12 protein-coding genes and 1 tRNA gene are annotated in these 16940 nt (G+C 63.5%); 10 read left to right on the top strand and 3 right to left on the bottom strand.

Annotated features, from left to right (window positions below; genetic code table 11):
• Window positions 1-79: 79 nt before the first annotated feature.
• The 6 genes from CMN27_RS12935 (at window position 80) to CMN27_RS12960 (ending at window position 5464) form a co-directional block, all read left to right on the top strand.
• A complete protein-coding gene (locus CMN27_RS12935; RefSeq protein ID WP_293627035.1) occupies window positions 80-694 on the top strand; it encodes a YrbL family protein in 615 nt (204 codons plus the stop codon).
• Window positions 648-1514 carry a lipopolysaccharide kinase InaA family protein gene (locus CMN27_RS12940; protein WP_293627037.1) on the top strand — a complete coding sequence of 289 codons (867 nt, stop codon included), beginning with the start codon at window positions 648-650 and terminating at the stop codon, window positions 1512-1514. The genes CMN27_RS12935 and CMN27_RS12940 overlap by 47 nt, the downstream gene beginning before the upstream one ends.
• Window positions 1504-2598: a glycosyltransferase family 4 protein gene (locus CMN27_RS12945; RefSeq protein ID WP_293627039.1), complete on the top strand. Its 1095-nt coding sequence runs from the start codon at window positions 1504-1506 to the stop codon at window positions 2596-2598. Before CMN27_RS12940 ends, CMN27_RS12945 begins: the two co-directional genes overlap by 11 nt.
• 93 nt (window positions 2599-2691) lie before the next feature.
• Entirely contained in the window at window positions 2692-3666 is a 975-nt protein-coding gene (gene rfaD / locus CMN27_RS12950; protein WP_293627041.1) for an ADP-glyceromanno-heptose 6-epimerase, read from the top strand.
• Window positions 3667-3777: 111 nt separating this feature from the next.
• A complete protein-coding gene (locus CMN27_RS12955; protein WP_293627043.1) occupies window positions 3778-4701 on the top strand; it encodes a branched-chain amino acid transaminase in 924 nt (307 codons plus the stop codon).
• A gap of 34 nt (window positions 4702-4735) precedes the next feature.
• A complete protein-coding gene (locus CMN27_RS12960) occupies window positions 4736-5464 on the top strand; it encodes a 3-deoxy-D-manno-octulosonic acid kinase (protein WP_293627045.1) in 729 nt (242 codons plus the stop codon).
• On the opposite strand, the gene CMN27_RS12965 is transcribed toward CMN27_RS12960, so the two are convergent.
• Window positions 5440-6396 carry a hypothetical protein gene (locus tag CMN27_RS12965; protein WP_293627047.1) on the bottom strand — a complete coding sequence of 319 codons (957 nt, stop codon included), beginning with the start codon at window positions 6394-6396 and terminating at the stop codon, window positions 5440-5442. The genes CMN27_RS12960 and CMN27_RS12965 overlap by 25 nt on opposite strands.
• Window positions 6397-6520: 124 nt before the next feature.
• Here CMN27_RS12965 and hldE point away from each other — a divergent pair, with 124 nt between their 5' ends.
• The 4 genes from hldE to putP all read left to right on the top strand — a co-directional run bounded on the left by hldE (window position 6521) and on the right by putP (window position 13086).
• Window positions 6521-7963 carry a bifunctional D-glycero-beta-D-manno-heptose-7-phosphate kinase/D-glycero-beta-D-manno-heptose 1-phosphate adenylyltransferase HldE gene (hldE, locus tag CMN27_RS12970; RefSeq protein WP_293627049.1) on the top strand — a complete coding sequence of 481 codons (1443 nt, stop codon included), beginning with the start codon at window positions 6521-6523 and terminating at the stop codon, window positions 7961-7963.
• Window positions 7964-7998: 35 nt separating this feature from the next.
• Window positions 7999-9294 carry a 3-deoxy-D-manno-octulosonic acid transferase gene (locus CMN27_RS12975; protein ID WP_293627051.1) on the top strand — a complete coding sequence of 432 codons (1296 nt, stop codon included), beginning with the start codon at window positions 7999-8001 and terminating at the stop codon, window positions 9292-9294.
• A gap of 79 nt (window positions 9295-9373) precedes the next feature.
• Window positions 9374-11299, top strand: a complete 1926-nt coding sequence (locus tag CMN27_RS12980) for a CotH kinase family protein (protein WP_293627053.1) — start codon at window positions 9374-9376, stop codon at window positions 11297-11299.
• Window positions 11300-11592: 293 nt separating this feature from the next.
• The gene (gene putP, locus CMN27_RS12985; RefSeq protein WP_293627055.1) at window positions 11593-13086 is read left to right on the top strand and encodes a sodium/proline symporter PutP; all 1494 of its coding nucleotides are present in this window, start codon (window positions 11593-11595) and stop codon (window positions 13084-13086) included.
• Between the two features lie 246 nt (window positions 13087-13332).
• Here putP and putA read toward each other — a convergent pair whose 3' ends face one another.
• Entirely contained in the window at window positions 13333-16530 is a 3198-nt protein-coding gene (gene putA, locus CMN27_RS12990; RefSeq protein WP_293627056.1) for a bifunctional proline dehydrogenase/L-glutamate gamma-semialdehyde dehydrogenase PutA, read from the bottom strand.
• Window positions 16531-16864: 334 nt separating this feature from the next.
• Window positions 16865-16940, bottom strand: a tRNA-Glu gene (locus tag CMN27_RS12995).

Here is a 16940-nt window from a genome sequence, read left to right on the forward strand (position 1 = left end):
TAATGATTTGGCGCGCACCAAATCGCGTTTTGCCGAGCTTTAGCTTCGCCGCGAATTGCTGTTTGTGGATGCACGGGCCTTGAGTGCTTCCCAGTGCGACCTGTCAGCGCTCACGCTGATCGGCCGAGGCTCCAAGCGTGACTGTTATACGCACCCGCACGATGACGGCTTGTGTCTGAAGGTGGCGCGTGATGCGAATTCCGCGGCCTGCCACGAACAGAACGAAGTGGAGTGGCGCTATGGTCAGTGGCTCGAAGCCAGGGGCGTGCCGTTCAGACACGCTGCACGCTGCACGGGCTGGATACAAACGCAGCGCGGGGCTGCGCTGGTCGTCGAACGTGTGCGTAATAGTGACGGTACCTTCGCACTCACGTTACGTGACGCGTTACTCTCGCAACGGCTGACACTCCATAACGCATACGCAATGCTGGCAGAGCTTCGCCACTGGGCGCTGACGCACGCGGTAGTGGTGTCGGATCTGCGTAGTACCAATCTCATGGTACGCCAAGCTGATGATATGCATCTGGTGTTCATCGATGGCCTGGGCGCGCGGCGTCTGGGGCCCGCATTTAAACGGCAGATGCGAATGCCACTGCTCGCGCGCCTCAAGACACTGCGCCAGTGGCGACGACAGAAAACAAAGACCTATGCTGCACTGGCAGCTTACAGTCGTGGGGAAAGCACGCATCAATGAGTCTGAAAGCGTCTGGAATATGCTTTTGGCCCAGTCGCCTCGGGCGCGCGGCGGAGCGTGGCTGATGAGGTTTCATCTCGAGCGTGCGCTGGTCGAGCCGGGCGACACCTGGATGATGTCGTTTGATGAACCCGTGCCCGATTTCTCGCAGGCGCAGGAAATCTATCGCGGCGAGCATACGCGTGTATGCCTGCACCCCGACCGGCTCGCGTTGGTCAGCAAACTGTCGATCGTCCAGGCGGTGCCGCGAGACCCGTTTCGCAAGTACCGCTATTGTCAGGCGGCACGTGAGATCGCCGCCGCCGATGTTCTGGTTCGTCTTGGGTTGCGTACGCCGACCATGCGTGGCTTCGGCTATACGCTCATGCCGTGGGCTCGCCACGAGTCGATATTATTCATGGACGAGTTTCCACCGAGTCGGCCGTTACGGTTTGTCTTTCGGGAAGATCTGTCCGAGCCGCGACGCCATGGTCTGCTCGCCGGCGTGGCGACGGGTCTTGGCCGGGTGTATGCCGCGGGCTATCACCTCAAGGATTTCCACTTTGAAAACATTTTGAGCGACCGCGAAAATCGCCTGATATGGATCGACAACGATCTGCGCCATACCAATAGATATAGCCTGGCGGCGCGCCGCTTTGCCGACGCGTTACGGCGACTACACAAAACCAGCGAACGCTTTTTGTTTACGTCCGAGTGGCATTACCTGCTCGACGGTCTCGGTAGGGCACTTAATACCAGCGCGCTTGGCCAGCACCTCGCTGGCAAGGTGTTGCCGCGTTTTCGAATCGATACCAGCGCGTGTCACTTCGATGTCTTCTGAAATCGTACGCCAGGAAAGTGCGGGCAAACCGGCCGGCAAGTCGGTGACGCTGAAGCGTGCGCTGTGTCATATCAACCTTGCCCGCGGTTATCGTGGCGGCGAGCGCCAGACCGAATTGCTGATCAAAGCGCTAGCGGCCCGCGGCGTCGTCCAACGCCTGATCGTGCGTCGCGGCCAGCCGCTCGTCGAGCGGCTGCGTGGTACCCCAGGGCTCACGATCGTCGAGATCGACAAGCCGTTCGCGTTGCATGCCAGGCACGCGCGCGGCTATCTGTTACACGCCCATGACGGCCACGGGGCCAAGTTCGCTGCGGCGGCGTCGCTGCTCGTGGGGGCGCCGTATATCGTCACTCGCCGAATCAGCAAACAGCCGAGCCGCAACATCTGGACGCGAACGGTTTATCGTCGTGCCGCAGCCGTGGTGGCGGTAGCCGGCTCGGTCGCACGCGATATGCACGCTTATATGCCACGGCTGGAGCCGGTCGTAATACACAGCGCGCTGGGCGCCTTCAAGGTGGATCGCGGGCGTCGAGACGCTATTCGCGAGCGGTGGGCCGGGCGTTTTCTCGTCGTCAATGTCGCTGCACTCGTGCACTCACAAAAAGGTCAGCGTCATCTCATCGCAGTGGCCCGACGTTTGGCGTCGGCCCGGCCCGATATGGTGTTCGTACTGCTCGGTGAAGGCGCGGATCGCGCTGCGCTCGAGGCCCTGGCCGCGGATTTGCCGAATGTGGTGTTTGAAGGCTTCGTGGAAAACGTCGGCGACTATCTCGACGCGGCAGACGCCTTTGTGTTGCCCTCCCTGCATGAAGGCATCGGCGGCGCCTGCCTGGATGCCATGTATTTCGGTTTGCCAATCGTCGCGAGTGCGGTCGACGGCGTGCCGGAGATAGTCGGTCACGAAGACAACGGCCTGCTGGTGGCACCGGCCGATGAGCAGGCGCTTTTCGATGCGTTATGCCGTGTGTATGACGAACGCGTATTGGCCGACGAGCTCGGCCGCCGGGGACGCGTGCTCTCCGAGCGTTATACGCCGGATCAAATGGCCGAACGCTATCTCGAAGTCTATGCCCGGGTCGGCTAGGGTGACTTCGGCGGCCGCGGGCTTTTCGCGAAGACGGCTTGAGCACTTCCTCGAGGCGTGCGGCACACAAAACCATCTGGAGTTTCAAGCGCAATGATCATCGTCACCGGAGCCGCCGGCTTTATCGGCAGCAATATCGTGGCCGGGCTCAACGCCCGTGGCGAGCGCGATATCCTCATCGTCGACGATATGTCGGACGGCCAGAAATGCCTGAACCTCGCCGACCTGGATTTCAGCGACTACCTCGAATACGACGACCTGCTCGCCCGGGTTGAAGCCGGCGAGGACCTCGGTGAGATTCGCGCGGTGTTTCACCAGGGGGCCTGTTCGGACACCACCGAGTGGGATGGCCGCTACGTGATGGCGCGTAACTACCGCTACTCGAAAAGCCTGCACGACTGGTGCGTGGCGCGCTCCATTCCGTTCATTTATGCCTCGTCGGCTTCGGTCTATGGCATGGGGCCGGACTTCGTCGAACAGCGCGATGCCGAGCGCCCGCTCAATATGTATGCGTTTTCGAAGTTCGCCTTCGACCAGTACGTGCGTGCCCAATCGGCCACCACCGGCTCGCAGGTGGCGGGGCTGCGTTACTTCAACGTCTACGGCCCGCGCGAACAGCACAAGGGCAAGATGGCGAGCGTGGCCTGGCATTTCTCGCGCCAGATCGAAGCCGAGGGTGAATGCCGGCTGTTCGAGGGCTCGGAAGGCTACGACGACGGCGAGCAGCGCCGGGATTTTGTCTATGTCGGCGACTGTGTGGACGTCAATCTCTGGCTGCTGGACTCCGGCGTATCCGGCATCTTCAACTGTGGCACCGGTCGCAGTCAGACCTTCAACGACGTGGCCGACGCGGTGATCGCCTGGTACGGCCGCGGCGAAAAACGTTATATCGAATTTCCGCAATCGCTGGTCGGGCGGTATCAGAGCTTCACCCAGGCGAGCGTTGATGCGCTCCGGGCAGCCGGCTACGGGCCCGCCTTCGCTACCGTGGCCGAGGGCGTGTCCCGCTATCTCGACTGGCTGGCCGCACGCGGCCAGGCCGACCGACAGCCCGACGCCACCGACTAGCTGGCCCATGCAGCCAAGCGGCTGGCCTGCATGGGCGCCGGTGTGGTCAAATAGTCGGCTTCGCCGTGCTCGCACGGCAGCGCAGTTGCACGCGTAACAGGAGAAAAGCGCATGACTTCGATGGCCGACCGCGATGGCCTGATCTGGTTCGACGGCGAACTCGTCGACTGGCGCGATGCCAAGGTCCACGTACTCACCCATACCCTGCATTACGGCATGGGTGCGTTCGAGGGCGTACGCGCCTACAACACCGATCGCGGTACGGCGATTTTCCGGCTGGCCGACCATACCCGCCGGCTGTGCCGCTCGGCCAAGATTCTCGGCATGCCCATGCCGTACACCGAAGACGAGCTGAACGCCGCACAGATCGAAGTGGTGCGCGAGAACAAGCTCGAGTCGGCCTATATCCGGCCGGTGATTTTCTATGGTTCGGAGGCCATGGGTCTGCACGCCCACGACCTGACCAGCCATGTGGCCATCGCCGCATGGACCTGGGGCAGCTATCTGGGCGAAGAGAACATGACCCGCGGTATTCGCGTGAAGACGTCTTCCTTCTCGCGTCATCACGTCAATTCCGCGATGACCAAGGCCAAGGCGAACGGCCCGTACTTCAACTCCATGCTCGCGGTCACCGAAGCCAACAAGGCCGGCTACGACGAAGCCCTGTTGCTGGACTGCAACGGCTTCGTCTCGGAAGGCAGCGGCGAGAATCTGTTCATCGTGCGCGACGGCGTGCTCTATACGCCGGATCTCACCAGCGCGCTCGACGGTATCACCCGGCGCACGATCCTGACTTACGCCGAGGAAATGGGCATTCCCTATCGGGAAAAGACCATCACCCGCGACGAGGTCTATATCGCCGATGAAGCGTTTCTCACCGGGACCGCGGCCGAAGTCACGCCCATGCGCGAACTCGACGATCGGCCGATTGGCGAGGGTAAGCGTGGCCCGATCACCGAGGCGATGCAGTCGCGCTATTTCGATCAGGTGACCGGCAAGCGCGACGATCACGCCGACTGGCTGACGTTCGTATAAAACGGGCGCCGCTGATCGGCGCCGCGGGTCGGATATGACGCTGCAGATCAAACGTGGCGACAGTGGCGAACACATGGTGTGGAACGATGCCGTTCTGGACCATGTGGATGGCCACTGTTTTGATCCGGCCTGGTGGCGTGAACGCAACGGGCTGCTGGGCGAAGCCCAGGGGCGCGGCGCGGCCTATTTTCTGCAGGGCATGGGCGGCCACGAATGGGTGTTGCGCCACAATCGCCGCGGCGGCGCGCTCGCACGCATCAACCACGACCGTTTTCTCTACACCGGCGTCGAACGCGCACGCCCGGTACGGGAACTGCGGCTGCTCGCTGACCTGCAGGCGCGCGACCTGCCCGTACCGACGCCGATTGCGGCGCGGGTGGTGCCGGGGCTGGGCTCCTATCGTGGTGATGTGATCACCCGGCGTATCCTCGACGCCGAGCCGCTTGCCGAGCGGCTGGCCCGCCAGGCCGTGCCGTCGACCGCCTGGCAGAATCTGGGCGCCGTGCTCGCGCGTTTTCATCGTGTCGGCCTGTGGCATGCCGACCTGAACGCGCGCAACGTCCTCATCGACGCGCAAGACGATTTCTACCTGATCGATTTCGACAAGGCGCGGCTGCGCACGCCCGGGAAATGGCGCCAGGCCAACCTGGAGCGTTTTCATCGCTCGCTGGCGAAATTCCGCGATGCGTCGCTCGCCTTCAACTTCCTCGACGCCGACTGGAGCGCGCTGCGCGGCGGCTATGTCTCGGCGTCGGCCTTGTAGGGGTTGTAGCCGGAGCGCTTGAAGCGCTGGTGCAGCCAGAAATACTGCTCGGGCGCCTGACGGGCGACCGATTCGATCATCTGGTTGATGGTGCGGGCGTCTTCGTTTTCGTCGCCGCCCAGCTGGTCTTCGATTGCCGGCAGTATGATGAGCCGGTAGCCGCTGCCGTCCTCGCAGCGCAGGGTGAAGAACGGCACGACGCTGGCCTTGCTCATCTTCGCCAGACGGCTGAGCGCGATATGGGTGCGTGCCGGCTGGCCGAAGAAATCCACCACCGTGCCCAGACGCTTCGGCGGTTTCTGGTCGGCGGCATACCAGACGGCGTCCTTGCGGCGCAGGGCTTTGAGCAGGCCCTTGACGTCGTCATCGCGAATGCTCGATCCGCCGATATGCGCCTCGCGGCGGGTGCGCATGACGTGGTCGACCACCGGATCGTGCGGTGCCTTGTACATTGCCGTGGTGATATATCCGAGTTCGCGCAGCGGGCGCTTGGCCATGCGAACACCCAGTTCCAGCGAGGTGAAATGCGCGGACAGCAGAATGATGCCGCGTCCTCGCGCGCAGGCCGCTTCGAGGTTTTCCTGGCCTTCGATATGGGCCAGCGATTCGATCTTGTCGGTCGGCCCCCACCAGCACAGCGCTGTTTCGATCGCCCCCATGCCCACGGATTGAAAATGCGCGCGCAGAAGACGCTGACGTGCCTCGGCATCGAGTTCCGGAAAGCACAGACGCAGATTCACCTCGGCCACCCGGCGGCGCTCGCGAATGACGTGGTAGGCCAGATCGCCGAAGCGTTTGCCCAGCCACATCTGCAGGCGGTAAGGCAGACGCGCGAGCAGCCAGCCCAGCCCCATCAGCACCCAGCTTGGCCAGTGGCGTGGGCTGTTGAGCGTGGGCGTATCGGAATCTTTCGACGGGGCGGGGCTAGCCATGCGAATAAAGCCCCTGCGGTCGGTCGGCAGTCATAGGCACGAACGCGTATCAGGTCGCGGATTGCGCGCTACACAGCACGCAGCAGGGTTTGTATGATGCGCGAATTGTTCGCCCGGTGAAAGCATGCTCACGGTTCCTTCGTTCGAAAACGCGCGCGTCCTGGTGGTGGGTGACATCATGCTCGACCGCTACTGGTACGGCGACACGGGCCGTATTTCGCCGGAAGCGCCGGTGCCGGTGGTACGTATCGCCGACGAGGAGCGCCGTCTGGGCGGTGCGGCCAACGTTGCGCTCAACCTTGCACGTGTGGGCGCACAGACCCGCCTGCTGGGCGTCATCGGTCAGGACGAACCGGGCGAAGCCACCCGCGCAATGCTCGAAGACGCGGGCGTGGTCGCCGACCTGATCGCCAGCGACAGCCACCCCACGATCGCCAAGCTGCGCGTGATGAGCCGCAACCAGCAGCTCATTCGCCTGGATTTCGAGAAGTCGTTTGCCCTGGACGGCGCCTTCGAGCGCGAGCGCCTGATCGAGCGCTATCGTGCAGCGCTCGATCATGTTGATGTCGTGGTGTGCTCCGATTACGGCAAGGGCACCCTCGCCGATGTGGATGCGATCATTGCCATCGCGGGCGAGCGGCATATTCCGGTGCTTGTCGACCCCAAGGGCGCCGACTGGCAGCGCTATGCGGGCGCGCACCTGATCACCCCCAATCTGCACGAGTTCGAGGCGGTGGTGGGGCCGGTAGGCGACGAGGCATCGCTCACACGCGAAGCAGCGGCGCTGCGCACGCGGCTGGATATCGATGCGCTACTGGTCACACGCAGCGAAAAAGGCATGAGCCTGTTCGCGCACGCCGGGAATCTGCATCTGCCTGCCCAGGCCCAGGAGGTCTTCGATGTGACCGGCGCGGGCGATACCGTTATCGCGCTGCTGGCGGCCGGGCTTGGCGCCAGGCTGGCGCTGGCCGATGCCGCGGCCATCGCCAATCTTGGCGCGGGTATCGTCGTCGCCAAACTGGGTACGGCGACGGTCACGCCCGGCGAACTCAAGCAGGCGGCCCACGGTCAGCGCAATGGCCCCCGCGGGCTGGTCGACGAAGAGGCGCTGGCGGCCATCGTGGCCGAGCGTCGCACGCGGGGCGAACGCGTGGTGATGACCAACGGCTGTTTCGATTTGCTGCACCCGGGCCATATCGCCTATCTCGAAGCGGCCCGCGCGTTGGGCGACTATCTGGTGGTCGCCGTCAACGACGATGCGTCCGTTCGCCGCCTCAAGGGCCCTTCGCGGCCGCTCAACGATCTCGACCATCGCATGCAGGTGTTGCGCGGGCTGAGTGCCGTGGACTGGGTTGTGGCGTTTTCCGAGGATACCCCGGAACGCCTGATCTGCCGCATCCTGCCGGATGTGCTGGTCAAGGGCGGGGATTACACGCCCGAGCAGATCGCCGGCGGTCAATGCGTACGTGATGCCGGCGGCGAGGTGCGAGTACTCGAGTTCGTCGATGGCTACTCGACCACGTCGATCATCGAGCGCATGCATGGCGATGCGGCTGCGCCGCGGTGAAAAAACGCCCGGCTAGAGGCGCGTTCGCGGCGCGCATGGCCGATCTGATCGTGCGCGGCATCTATCGCCTGGCCACCTGGGCAGCGCTGCCTTTCGTGCTGGCTTATTTCTACTGGCGCGGCCGGCGTGAGCCGGCCTATCGCCGGTACTGGAAGGAACGCCTGGGCTGGATTGGCGACGTACCTGCCCGCGCGATCTGGATTCATGCCGCATCGGTGGGCGAAGCGATCCTGGTTACGCCGCTGATTCGCCGGCTCGAGCAGGCATACCCGGATCGCGCCATTCTGGTGACCACCATGACGCCCACCGGGCGGGAACGTATCGAGCGGACCTTCGCGGACGATGTCTACTGCCGGTACGTGCCGCTCGACACCCTGGGTGCAACACGCCGATTCATGCGCCGCGCGCGTCCCGGCCTGGGCGTGATCGCCGAAACCGAGCTGTGGCCGCATCTGCTGGCTGCCGCCGATCGATACGAAGTGCCCATCGCGCTGGTCAACGCGAGCGTGTCGCAACGTTCGGCTGCACGTTATCAAAACCCGCTATGGCGCCATACCATCGCCCGCATGCTCGCTTCGCTGGCCGCTATCGGTGCGGCCAGCCAGGCCCATGCAGAGCGCTTCGTTGCCCTCGGCGCGTCGGCCGAGCGGGTCCATGCAGTCGGCAATCTCAAATACGACAATATTCCAGCCGGCGCCGACGAATCCCTTGCCACGGCGCTGCGCGACGACTGGCAGGCCCCTGATCGGCCCATCTGGGTCGCGGCCAGCACGCATGAAGGCGAAGAGGCCCGGGTACTCGATGCCTGGGCCGAGCTGCGTGCCCGTCATCCCGAACTGCTGCTCGTCATCGCACCGCGTCACCCGCAGCGTTTCGATGCGGTGGCCGAATTGCTCGAAGCGCGCGGCATCGTTTTTGCCCGCCGCAGTACCGGCCAGTTGGTCGGCGACGATACCGGTGTAGTGCTTGCCGATACGCTGGGCGAAGTGCCGCTGTTCTATGCCGCGGCCAACGTGGTGCTGGTCGGTGGTAGTCTGGTGCCCGGTATCGAGGGGCACAACGTACTCGAAGCCGCCGCTCTTGCACGTGCGTTCTGCGTGGGACCGTACGTGCGCGAATGGCAGGACATCGTCGACGCGCTGGTCGCGGTCGAGGCGGCCTGCGTCTGCGATACGCCCGCTGCGCTGGTTGCGACACTGGATGAATGGCTTGCCGACCCCGACCTCGCCGCGGCGGCCGGCCGAGCGGGGCGACAGCTGGTCCACGAGCGCTCCGGTGCACTCGAGCGGAGCATGCAGATGATCGAAACGCTGGCGCACGACAGGGCCTAGCAGAACACTATTCGCGTCATGCACGCCGTGATATAGAAGGCGGTGGCGCGGTGCTGATTACAACCCTTGGGGGAACGAAATGCTGGAACGTTTGCTGAGCCGGGCACATGCCCGATCGTTAATAACGGCCGCGGTGGTCGCAAGCTTGAGCGCCTGCGGCAGCGGCGGCGACGGCTCGGGCTCCGACGATGGCGGCGGTAGTAATGGTGGCGGGGGTAACGCCGGCGGTGGAACGACGGTGCCGGATCCGGATTTTGCCAGCGTTCGCGGCTTGAGCGCGGATGGCGTGATGCAGGATCCGGCAACAGCCGCGATCTACCAGAGCCCGGACGACAGCGGGATCATCAATATCTACGTCGAGATCGATCCGCCCGTAGGCGATATCTGTCGCGGCGATGACCCGACCACGCCCGAGGACGAAGAGAACTACGCCGGCTGTACTCTCGACGATCTCGATGATGATGACGATGGCAGCGATGCGTTCGATCCCGAGCTAAAGGGCACGGTGCGCATCGGCAGCCTGGCAGCGGGCGACGATCTGACCTTCAGGTCGGACGAGATCGAGGTACGCGGTGCATCCAGCCGGCAAGCGCGACAGAAATCCTACAAGGTCGAATTCGAAGACGGCGACTGGTTCGGCATGGAACGGCTCCAGCTCAACAAGCATCCCTTCGATCTGAGCCGGATACGCAACAAGCTGTCCTTCGATCTATTCAAACAGATCGAGAATTTTCCGAGTCTGCGCACGCAGTTCGTGCATGTCTTCGTGAAGGAAGAAACGGACGCGGACTACCAGGACGGTGGCCTGTTCACCAATATCGAGTATATGGACGACGACTGGGCGGATAATCACGGCCAGGAGGAGCAGTCCAACATATTCAAGACCGAGCAGTTCTCCTTCCAGTCGCTCGAGGACACCCCCGAACTCACAGAAGATGTCGACTCCGACGCGTTCGAAACCGTGCTGGAATCCAAGGGCGACGATGAAAGCACCGAAACCCTCATCGCCATGCTCAATGCGCTCAACGATGACGACGTGCCGTTCGATAACGTGCTCAAACAGTACTTCCAGGCCGACAATTTCCGTACCTGGCTGGGCATCAACATCCTGTTGTCCAACGACGATACGAATTCGCAGAATTTCTATCTGTATCGCCCGAGCCAGATCGACAACTTCTATTTCACCCCGTGGGACTACGACGGCGCCTGGGATTTCTTCGGCCAGCCGGCCGAGCAGCTGGATTTCCCGCAGCGCCCGCGCTGGACGCAGGGCATTGCCAACTGGTGGGCCATGCCGTTGGTCAGCCGGTACGTGCGTAACGGTGGCATCCCGGCGCTACAGGCGAAGCTGGACGCGCTTCAGGCAGGCGCGCTTGCCCCGGCAAACGTAGAGACGTTGATCGATAGTTATCCAATCGACGACATAGTCGGTATTTTGGTCAACCGCGCGGGCCCGGACCTGGATGGTCTGCCGACCGTAAACGATGGTCGAAGCGCGGAACCGCAAATCCGGGAAGAGATCGAGCGGCTGCCCGGCACGATCGCCACCGCGCGCGAAGAGTTCGACAGCACGCTGGATCGTCCGATGCCGGTCTATACCGCGGCTTCGCTGCAAAACGGCAACGTGGTTTTGCGCTGGGACGAGTCCTACGACATCCAGAACAACGCGCTGAGCTATGACGTGCGCCTGGCGACCAGCCCGCTGCTTAACGGCACGCGCGACGCCTGTACCAGTGAAGACGACGCCATGCCAATGCTGAATACCAACGTCGTGTTCAGCCGCAACGGTATTCAAGGCACGACGGTCGTACCGACAACCGCGTTGACCCCCGGCCAGCGCTACTACGCCCAGGTCATCGTGCGCGACAGCGACGGCTATTGCCAGAGCTCGTTCGACGAGTACTACGATCAAGCCAACGACGAAACCTACTACGGTGTGTTCGGCTTCACGTATACGGGCACCGAAATCGTCACAGCCTATGAGGAACAGGCGGACGCTGAATAATCCGTAGCTGACGTTTGTGCAGCCAATCAAGGCGGGCCGGCTAACGGTCCGCCTTTTTTAATGCCTATCAGCTGAATCAGCGACGCCGGGCATGCCGAGCTCGCGTCGGGCTGGCAGGAGACGGGGCCAGATCGGCTAGGCTGTCTCAAGCGAGCCTCAGCGTGTTTCTCCGGGGCTACATGGCCCCGGTTCGTATCGAATAGGCGCAAGGCTCGACCTAAGTCGACCTTCCCACCCCGGGTTGGATGTGAAAGGGTTGTTACAGGGGAAAGCCATTTTATCTGGGGGACGTGATGGCGATTGGTGTATGGATCAGTCTGATCCTGTATTTCTGCCTGATGCTGGGTATCGGCTTCTACGCGTGGCGCAAGTCCACGGCATCGTCCGAGGAATACATGCTGGGCGGGCGCAATCTCAGCCCGGCGGTTGCCGCACTGTCGGCGGGCGCTTCGGACATGAGCGGCTGGCTGCTGCTGGGGCTGCCCGGCGCGCTCTACGCCTCCGGCCTGGTCGAGGCCTGGATCGGCATCGGCCTGTTCGTGGGGGCATTCGCGAACTGGATGATTGTCGCGCCGCGCCTGCGCGAGCAGACCGAACGCTACGACAATAGCCTCACGATTCCCCAGTTCCTGTCCAAACGCTTTCCCTCCCGCGCGATGGCGTTACGCACGGTGTCCGCGGTGATCATCGTGATCTTCTTCGCGGTCTATACCGCCTCCGGTCTGGTCGCCGGCGGCAAACTCGTACAGAGCGCGTTTGGCGACGTGGTCACGCTGGCCTCGCTCAGCGACTACCAGGTCGGGGTCTGGGGCACGCTGGCGGTGGTGCTGGCCTACACCGTGGTCGGCGGCTTTCTGGCCGTGAGCCTCACTGATTTCTGCCAGGGTGTGATCATGATGCTCGCGCTGATCATCATGCCTGCGGTCGTGTTGTTCGGCAGCGGTGGCGGCGGTTTCTCGCAGGCCTCCGAGACGCTGGCCGGCGTGGATCCTAACTTCCTGTCCCTGGGCAATGGGCTGACGATCGTCGGCTTTCTATCGGCGGTGACCTGGGGCTTGGGTTATTTCGGCCAGCCGCATATCGTCGTGCGCTTCATGGCCATTCGTACCGTCGGTGAGGTCCCCAAGGCACGCAATATCGGCATGACCTGGATGGGTATTTCCCTGATCGGCGCGATCTGTGTGGGCGTATTCGGTCGTGCCTATGCCGAACGCAACGGCCTGAACGTCGAGGACAAGGAAACGATCTTCATCGTTCTGGCGGATCTGCTGTTCCACCCCTTGGTGACCGGTTTTCTCTTTGCGGCGTTGCTGGCCGCGATCATGAGCACCATATCGAGCCAGCTGCTGGTGGCCTCGTCCTCGCTCACCGAGGATTTCTATCGCCTGTTTCTGCGGCGCGAAGCCGGTGAGGGCGAAAGCGTGACTATTGGCCGCATCAGCGTGCTGATCGTGGGTCTGGTCGCAGCGTTCATCGCCCGCGATCCCGAATCGCAGGTGCTGGGGCTGGTCAGTAACGCCTGGGCCGGCTTCGGGGCGGCGTTCGGGCCGTTGATCATCCTGTCGCTGACCTGGCCGCGCATGTCGGGCACCGGGGCGGTGGCCGGCCTCGTTGCCGGTGCGGCAACCGTGCTGGCCTGGATCTTACTCGGCTTCAACAATAGTTTTCTGGGCGGGCCGGGCGTGTATGAAATCATTCCCGGATTCATCGTGGCCTGGCTCGCCATCTATGGCGTGAGCCTGGCAACGCAAACCAGCGGCGAATACCGCGCGATCGAGACGAACTGACCGGGCAAGGCCCGTCCAGAGCCACTGAAACGAAAAGCCGGGCCGGCAGGCCCGGTTTTTTTATGTCACGCCGCGCGGTGTAGGGCGATCGGCGGGCAGGGCGGGCGAAGGGGCTTCCAGCGGCCGCGGACGCCCCGAATCTCTGCGAGCGCTCGTGTCGGCGCATGTCGGTCTATACCGTATATGCGGCCATACGCCGGCCGCTCTGGGGCGCCGCGTGCGTGGCTGCGCCGGCGGGCCGGCTGGCTAGGCGTAGCGCTGCGGTTCGGGTGTGACCAGAACATTGTCGGCCGGCTCGTCTTCTTCCAGCGACATGAGAGAGGCATTGCCGCCGGCTGCCGTGGTATCGCGGCTGATCGCACGTTCGGTCGCGAAGCGGTGTAGATAATGCGGGCCGCCGGCTTTCGGGCCCGTGCCCGACAGGCCTTCACCGCCGAACGGATGCACGCCCACGACCGCGCCGATCATGTTGCGATTGACGTAGGCGTTGCCCACCTTGATACGGCGCACCACGCGCTCGACCGTGGTATCGATGCGGCTATGAATGCCGAAGGTCAGGCCATAGCCGAGCCCGTTGATCTGATCGACGACGTTGTCGATATCCTTCGCCTCGTAACGAATCACGTGCACGATCGGGCCGAACTGTTCCTCACCAAGATCGTCGATGCTGTTGAGCTCGACGGCGCGGGGGGCGAAGTAGGTGCCATTGCCTTCGGGGAGCTTGCAGGCATGGATCGTGTCCAGCTTCTCCTTCGCCTTGTCGACATAGTCGGCCAGGCCAGCCCGCGCATCGGCGTCGATTACCGGCGTAACGTCCGTGGAGAGCTTCCAGGGATCGCCGATCGAGAGTTCCGCCATCGCACCGGAGAGCATGGTGAGCAGGGTCTCGGCGATATCGGTCTGGACATAGAGCACGCGCAGCGCCGAGCAACGCTGGCCGGCGCTCTGAAAGCCGGAGCGGATGACGTCGGCCACCACCTGTTCGATCAGCGCCGACGAATCCACGATCATCGCGTTCTGGCCGCCGGTTTCGGCGATCATGGGAATGAGCGGGCCCTTGCGCTCGGCCAGGGTTCGGTTGATCGCCTTGGCGGTTGCAAATGATCCGGTGAAGGCGATGCCGGCAATGCGGGGATCGGCGACCAGCTTTGCGCCGACCGACGGGCCGTCGCCCGGGAGGAAGTAGAGTACGTCCCGCGGTACGCCGGCCTCGTGCATGAGCTGGATCGCACGATGGCCGATCAAGCAGGTCTGTTCTGCCGGCTTGGCAATCACGGCATTGCCCGCTGCCAGCGCTGCGGCGACCTGGCCGGTAAAGATGGCCAACGGAAAATTCCACGGGCAGATGCACACGAACACGCCGCGGCCGACGAGCCGATAGGTATTGCGCTCGCCGGTCGGCCCGGGCAGCAGGGTTTCGCCGTCGAACTCGTCTTCCACCTGGCAGGCATAGTAGCGACAGAAATCCACCGCCTCGCGCACCTCGGCCACGCCGTCGCCGATATTCTTGCCGGCCTCGCGTGCACACAGGGCGATCAGCTCGGCCATATGGCTTTCCAGCAGATCGGCATAGCGGCGCAGCACGGCCGCGCGTTCGCGACCGGGGGTCGCGCTCCAGCGATCCGCCGCGGCCGCCGCGCCGGCCAGCGCGGCTTCGATATCCTCATCGTTCGCCCACACCACGTCGCCCACGCTGATGTCGTTATCCGCCGGGGATTTCACTGCGATTGCGCTGCGATTATCGAAGTCGATGCGCGTGTCGCCGATCAGCGGCGCGGCCCGCCAGGTTTGGGCATCGGCCTCGCGCATGCCCTGGGCGAGGGCGTCCAGCTCGCGTACATCGGACAGATCCACGCCTTTCGCGTTCGGGCGCCGTTCGCCGTAGAGGTCGTGGGGCAGGGGAATACGCGGATGCCGCGCCTGCTGCTGTTTTTCGGCCGCGAAGACCGGGTCGGCCACGATATCTTCCACTGGCTCGCTTTCGTCCACGAGGCGATTGACGAAGGAGCTGTTGGCGCCGTTTTCAAGCAGGCGGCGTACCAGGTAGGCGAGCAGATCCTCGTGCGCGCCGACCGGCGCATAGATACGACAGGCCGCAGGGCGTTCGCCTTTTTCGACTATCTCCTCGTAGAGATCCTCGCCCATGCCGTGCAGGCGCTGGAACTCGAAGTCGGTACGCTCGCCGACCGCCTGACGGATATAGGCCAGGGTATGCGCATTGTGGGTGGCGAACTGGCCGTAGAAAACGTCCGAGGCCTCCAGAATGTGGTTTGCACAGGCCAGGAACGATACGTCCGTATTCATCTTGCGGGTGAACACCGGATAGCCGTCGATGCCGGCCTCCTGGGCTCGTTTGATCTCGGTATCCCAGTAGGCGCCCTTCACCAGCCGGATCATGATGCGGCGGTTATGGCGGCGGCCCAGATCGGCGAGCCAGTCGATCACATCGAGCGCGCGCTTCTGATAGGCCTGTACCGCCAGGCCGAGGCCCTGCCAGTTGGCGAGATCGGGTTCCTGCGACACGCAGGCGAACAGCTCCAGCGACAGATCCAGGCGCGCGGCTTCTTCCGCGTCGATGGTCATGTTGATGTTGTGCTTCGCGGCCAGGCGCGCGAGTTTGAGCAGACGCGGCAGCAGCTCTCTATGCACTCGTACCCGGTGGCTGAGTTCGTAGCGGGCGTGCAGGGCGGACAGCTTGACCGACACACCGGGCGATTTTTCCGGGCCGAGGCCGCGGCTGGCCTTGCCGCATTCTTCGATGGCATGCCAGTAGTCGTCGAAATAGCGCTGGGCGTCGCGATCGGTACGCGCGGCCTCTCCCAGCATGTCGTAGGAATAGCTATAGCCGCGTTTTTCCAGCGACCGGGCATTGTCGATGGCTTCTTCGATGGTGCGCCCCATCACGAATTGCCGGCCCATGATGCGCATCGCCTGGCTGACCGCCTGGCGGATGAACGGCTCGCCGCTGCGTTTGACCAGCCGTTGCAGCACGCTGCGGAAGTTGCGCTGGGGCGAATCCTCGTAGCGCAGAATCCGACCGGTGAGCATCAGGCCCCAGGTGGAGGCATTCACGAACCAGGACTTGGACTCGCCGAGATGCGATTCCCAGTTCGAACCGCCGATCTTGTCGTCGATCAGTCGATCAACCGTCGTGGCATCGGGAATACGCAGCAGGGCTTCGGCCAGGCACATCAGCACCACGCCTTCCTGGCTCGACAACTCGTATTCGTGCATGAAGGCGTCGATGCCGCTGCCGTGGGCATTCTTCTTGCGCACGGCCTCGACGAGCTTGCCGGCTTCGGCTTCAACGCGCCGGCTGCTATGCGGCGAAAGCCGAGCGATCTCGATCAGCCGATTGACCTGCGCCGCCTCGTCGCAGCGATAGGTTTCCAGCACACCGCGATAGGCGGGCTCGTCGATCTGACTCGGGCGGGAATAGTCCATGGCTACAGCGCGTCGGCGTGGGTGAACGAAACCAACTTAGCGTGGCCGCAGCGCAGGTGTCGATTAGCCAGACGGTGGCAATAAGTCGCATACGTCCAGGGTGCCGGGCCGTGTGCAAACCTGCGCCGACGTACTTGTCGACGTTTTTCAGCCGATTACCGATCGCCTGTGCCGTGTCCGGCGTAGGCGGGACGAACGGCGTGTGAAGCGGCGTACCGCCTGCTTGCCGAATTACCCGCTCGAAATCGGGCCGACTGTGCGCTCGGGCCTGCGCGAAAATCGCGGGCATAAAAAAAGCCGCCCGACCTTGCGGTGGGCGGCTTTCCTGCCGTAATGGCGTCCCCAAGGGGATTCGAACCCCTGTCGCTGCCGTGAAAGGGCAGTGTCCTAGGCCTCTAGACGATGGGGAC

Origin of the sequence: Salinisphaera sp. (assembly GCF_002729955.1) — a bacterium.
Lineage (GTDB): Bacteria > Pseudomonadota > Gammaproteobacteria > Nevskiales > Salinisphaeraceae > Salinisphaera.

Excerpts from the sequence above, each read along its gene's own strand:
- CMN27_RS12960 (WP_293627045.1), top strand. The coding sequence starts at position 4,736 with ATGACGCTGCAGATCAAACGTGGCGACAGTGGCGAACACATGGTGTGG.
- hldE (WP_293627049.1), top strand. The coding sequence starts at position 6,521 with ATGCTCACGGTTCCTTCGTTCGAAAACGCGCGCGTCCTGGTGGTGGGT.
- CMN27_RS12955 (WP_293627043.1), top strand. The coding sequence starts at position 3,778 with ATGACTTCGATGGCCGACCGCGATGGCCTGATCTGGTTCGACGGCGAA.
- CMN27_RS12980 (WP_293627053.1), top strand. The coding sequence starts at position 9,374 with ATGCTGGAACGTTTGCTGAGCCGGGCACATGCCCGATCGTTAATAACG.
- putP (WP_293627055.1), top strand. The coding sequence starts at position 11,593 with ATGGCGATTGGTGTATGGATCAGTCTGATCCTGTATTTCTGCCTGATG.
- CMN27_RS12945 (WP_293627039.1), top strand. The coding sequence starts at position 1,504 with ATGTCTTCTGAAATCGTACGCCAGGAAAGTGCGGGCAAACCGGCCGGC.
- putA (WP_293627056.1), bottom strand. The coding sequence starts at position 16,530 with ATGGACTATTCCCGCCCGAGTCAGATCGACGAGCCCGCCTATCGCGGT.
- CMN27_RS12975 (WP_293627051.1), top strand. The coding sequence starts at position 7,999 with ATGGCCGATCTGATCGTGCGCGGCATCTATCGCCTGGCCACCTGGGCA.
- rfaD (WP_293627041.1), top strand. The coding sequence starts at position 2,692 with ATGATCATCGTCACCGGAGCCGCCGGCTTTATCGGCAGCAATATCGTG.
- CMN27_RS12965 (WP_293627047.1), bottom strand. The coding sequence starts at position 6,396 with ATGGCTAGCCCCGCCCCGTCGAAAGATTCCGATACGCCCACGCTCAAC.
- CMN27_RS12940 (WP_293627037.1), top strand. The coding sequence starts at position 648 with ATGCTGCACTGGCAGCTTACAGTCGTGGGGAAAGCACGCATCAATGAG.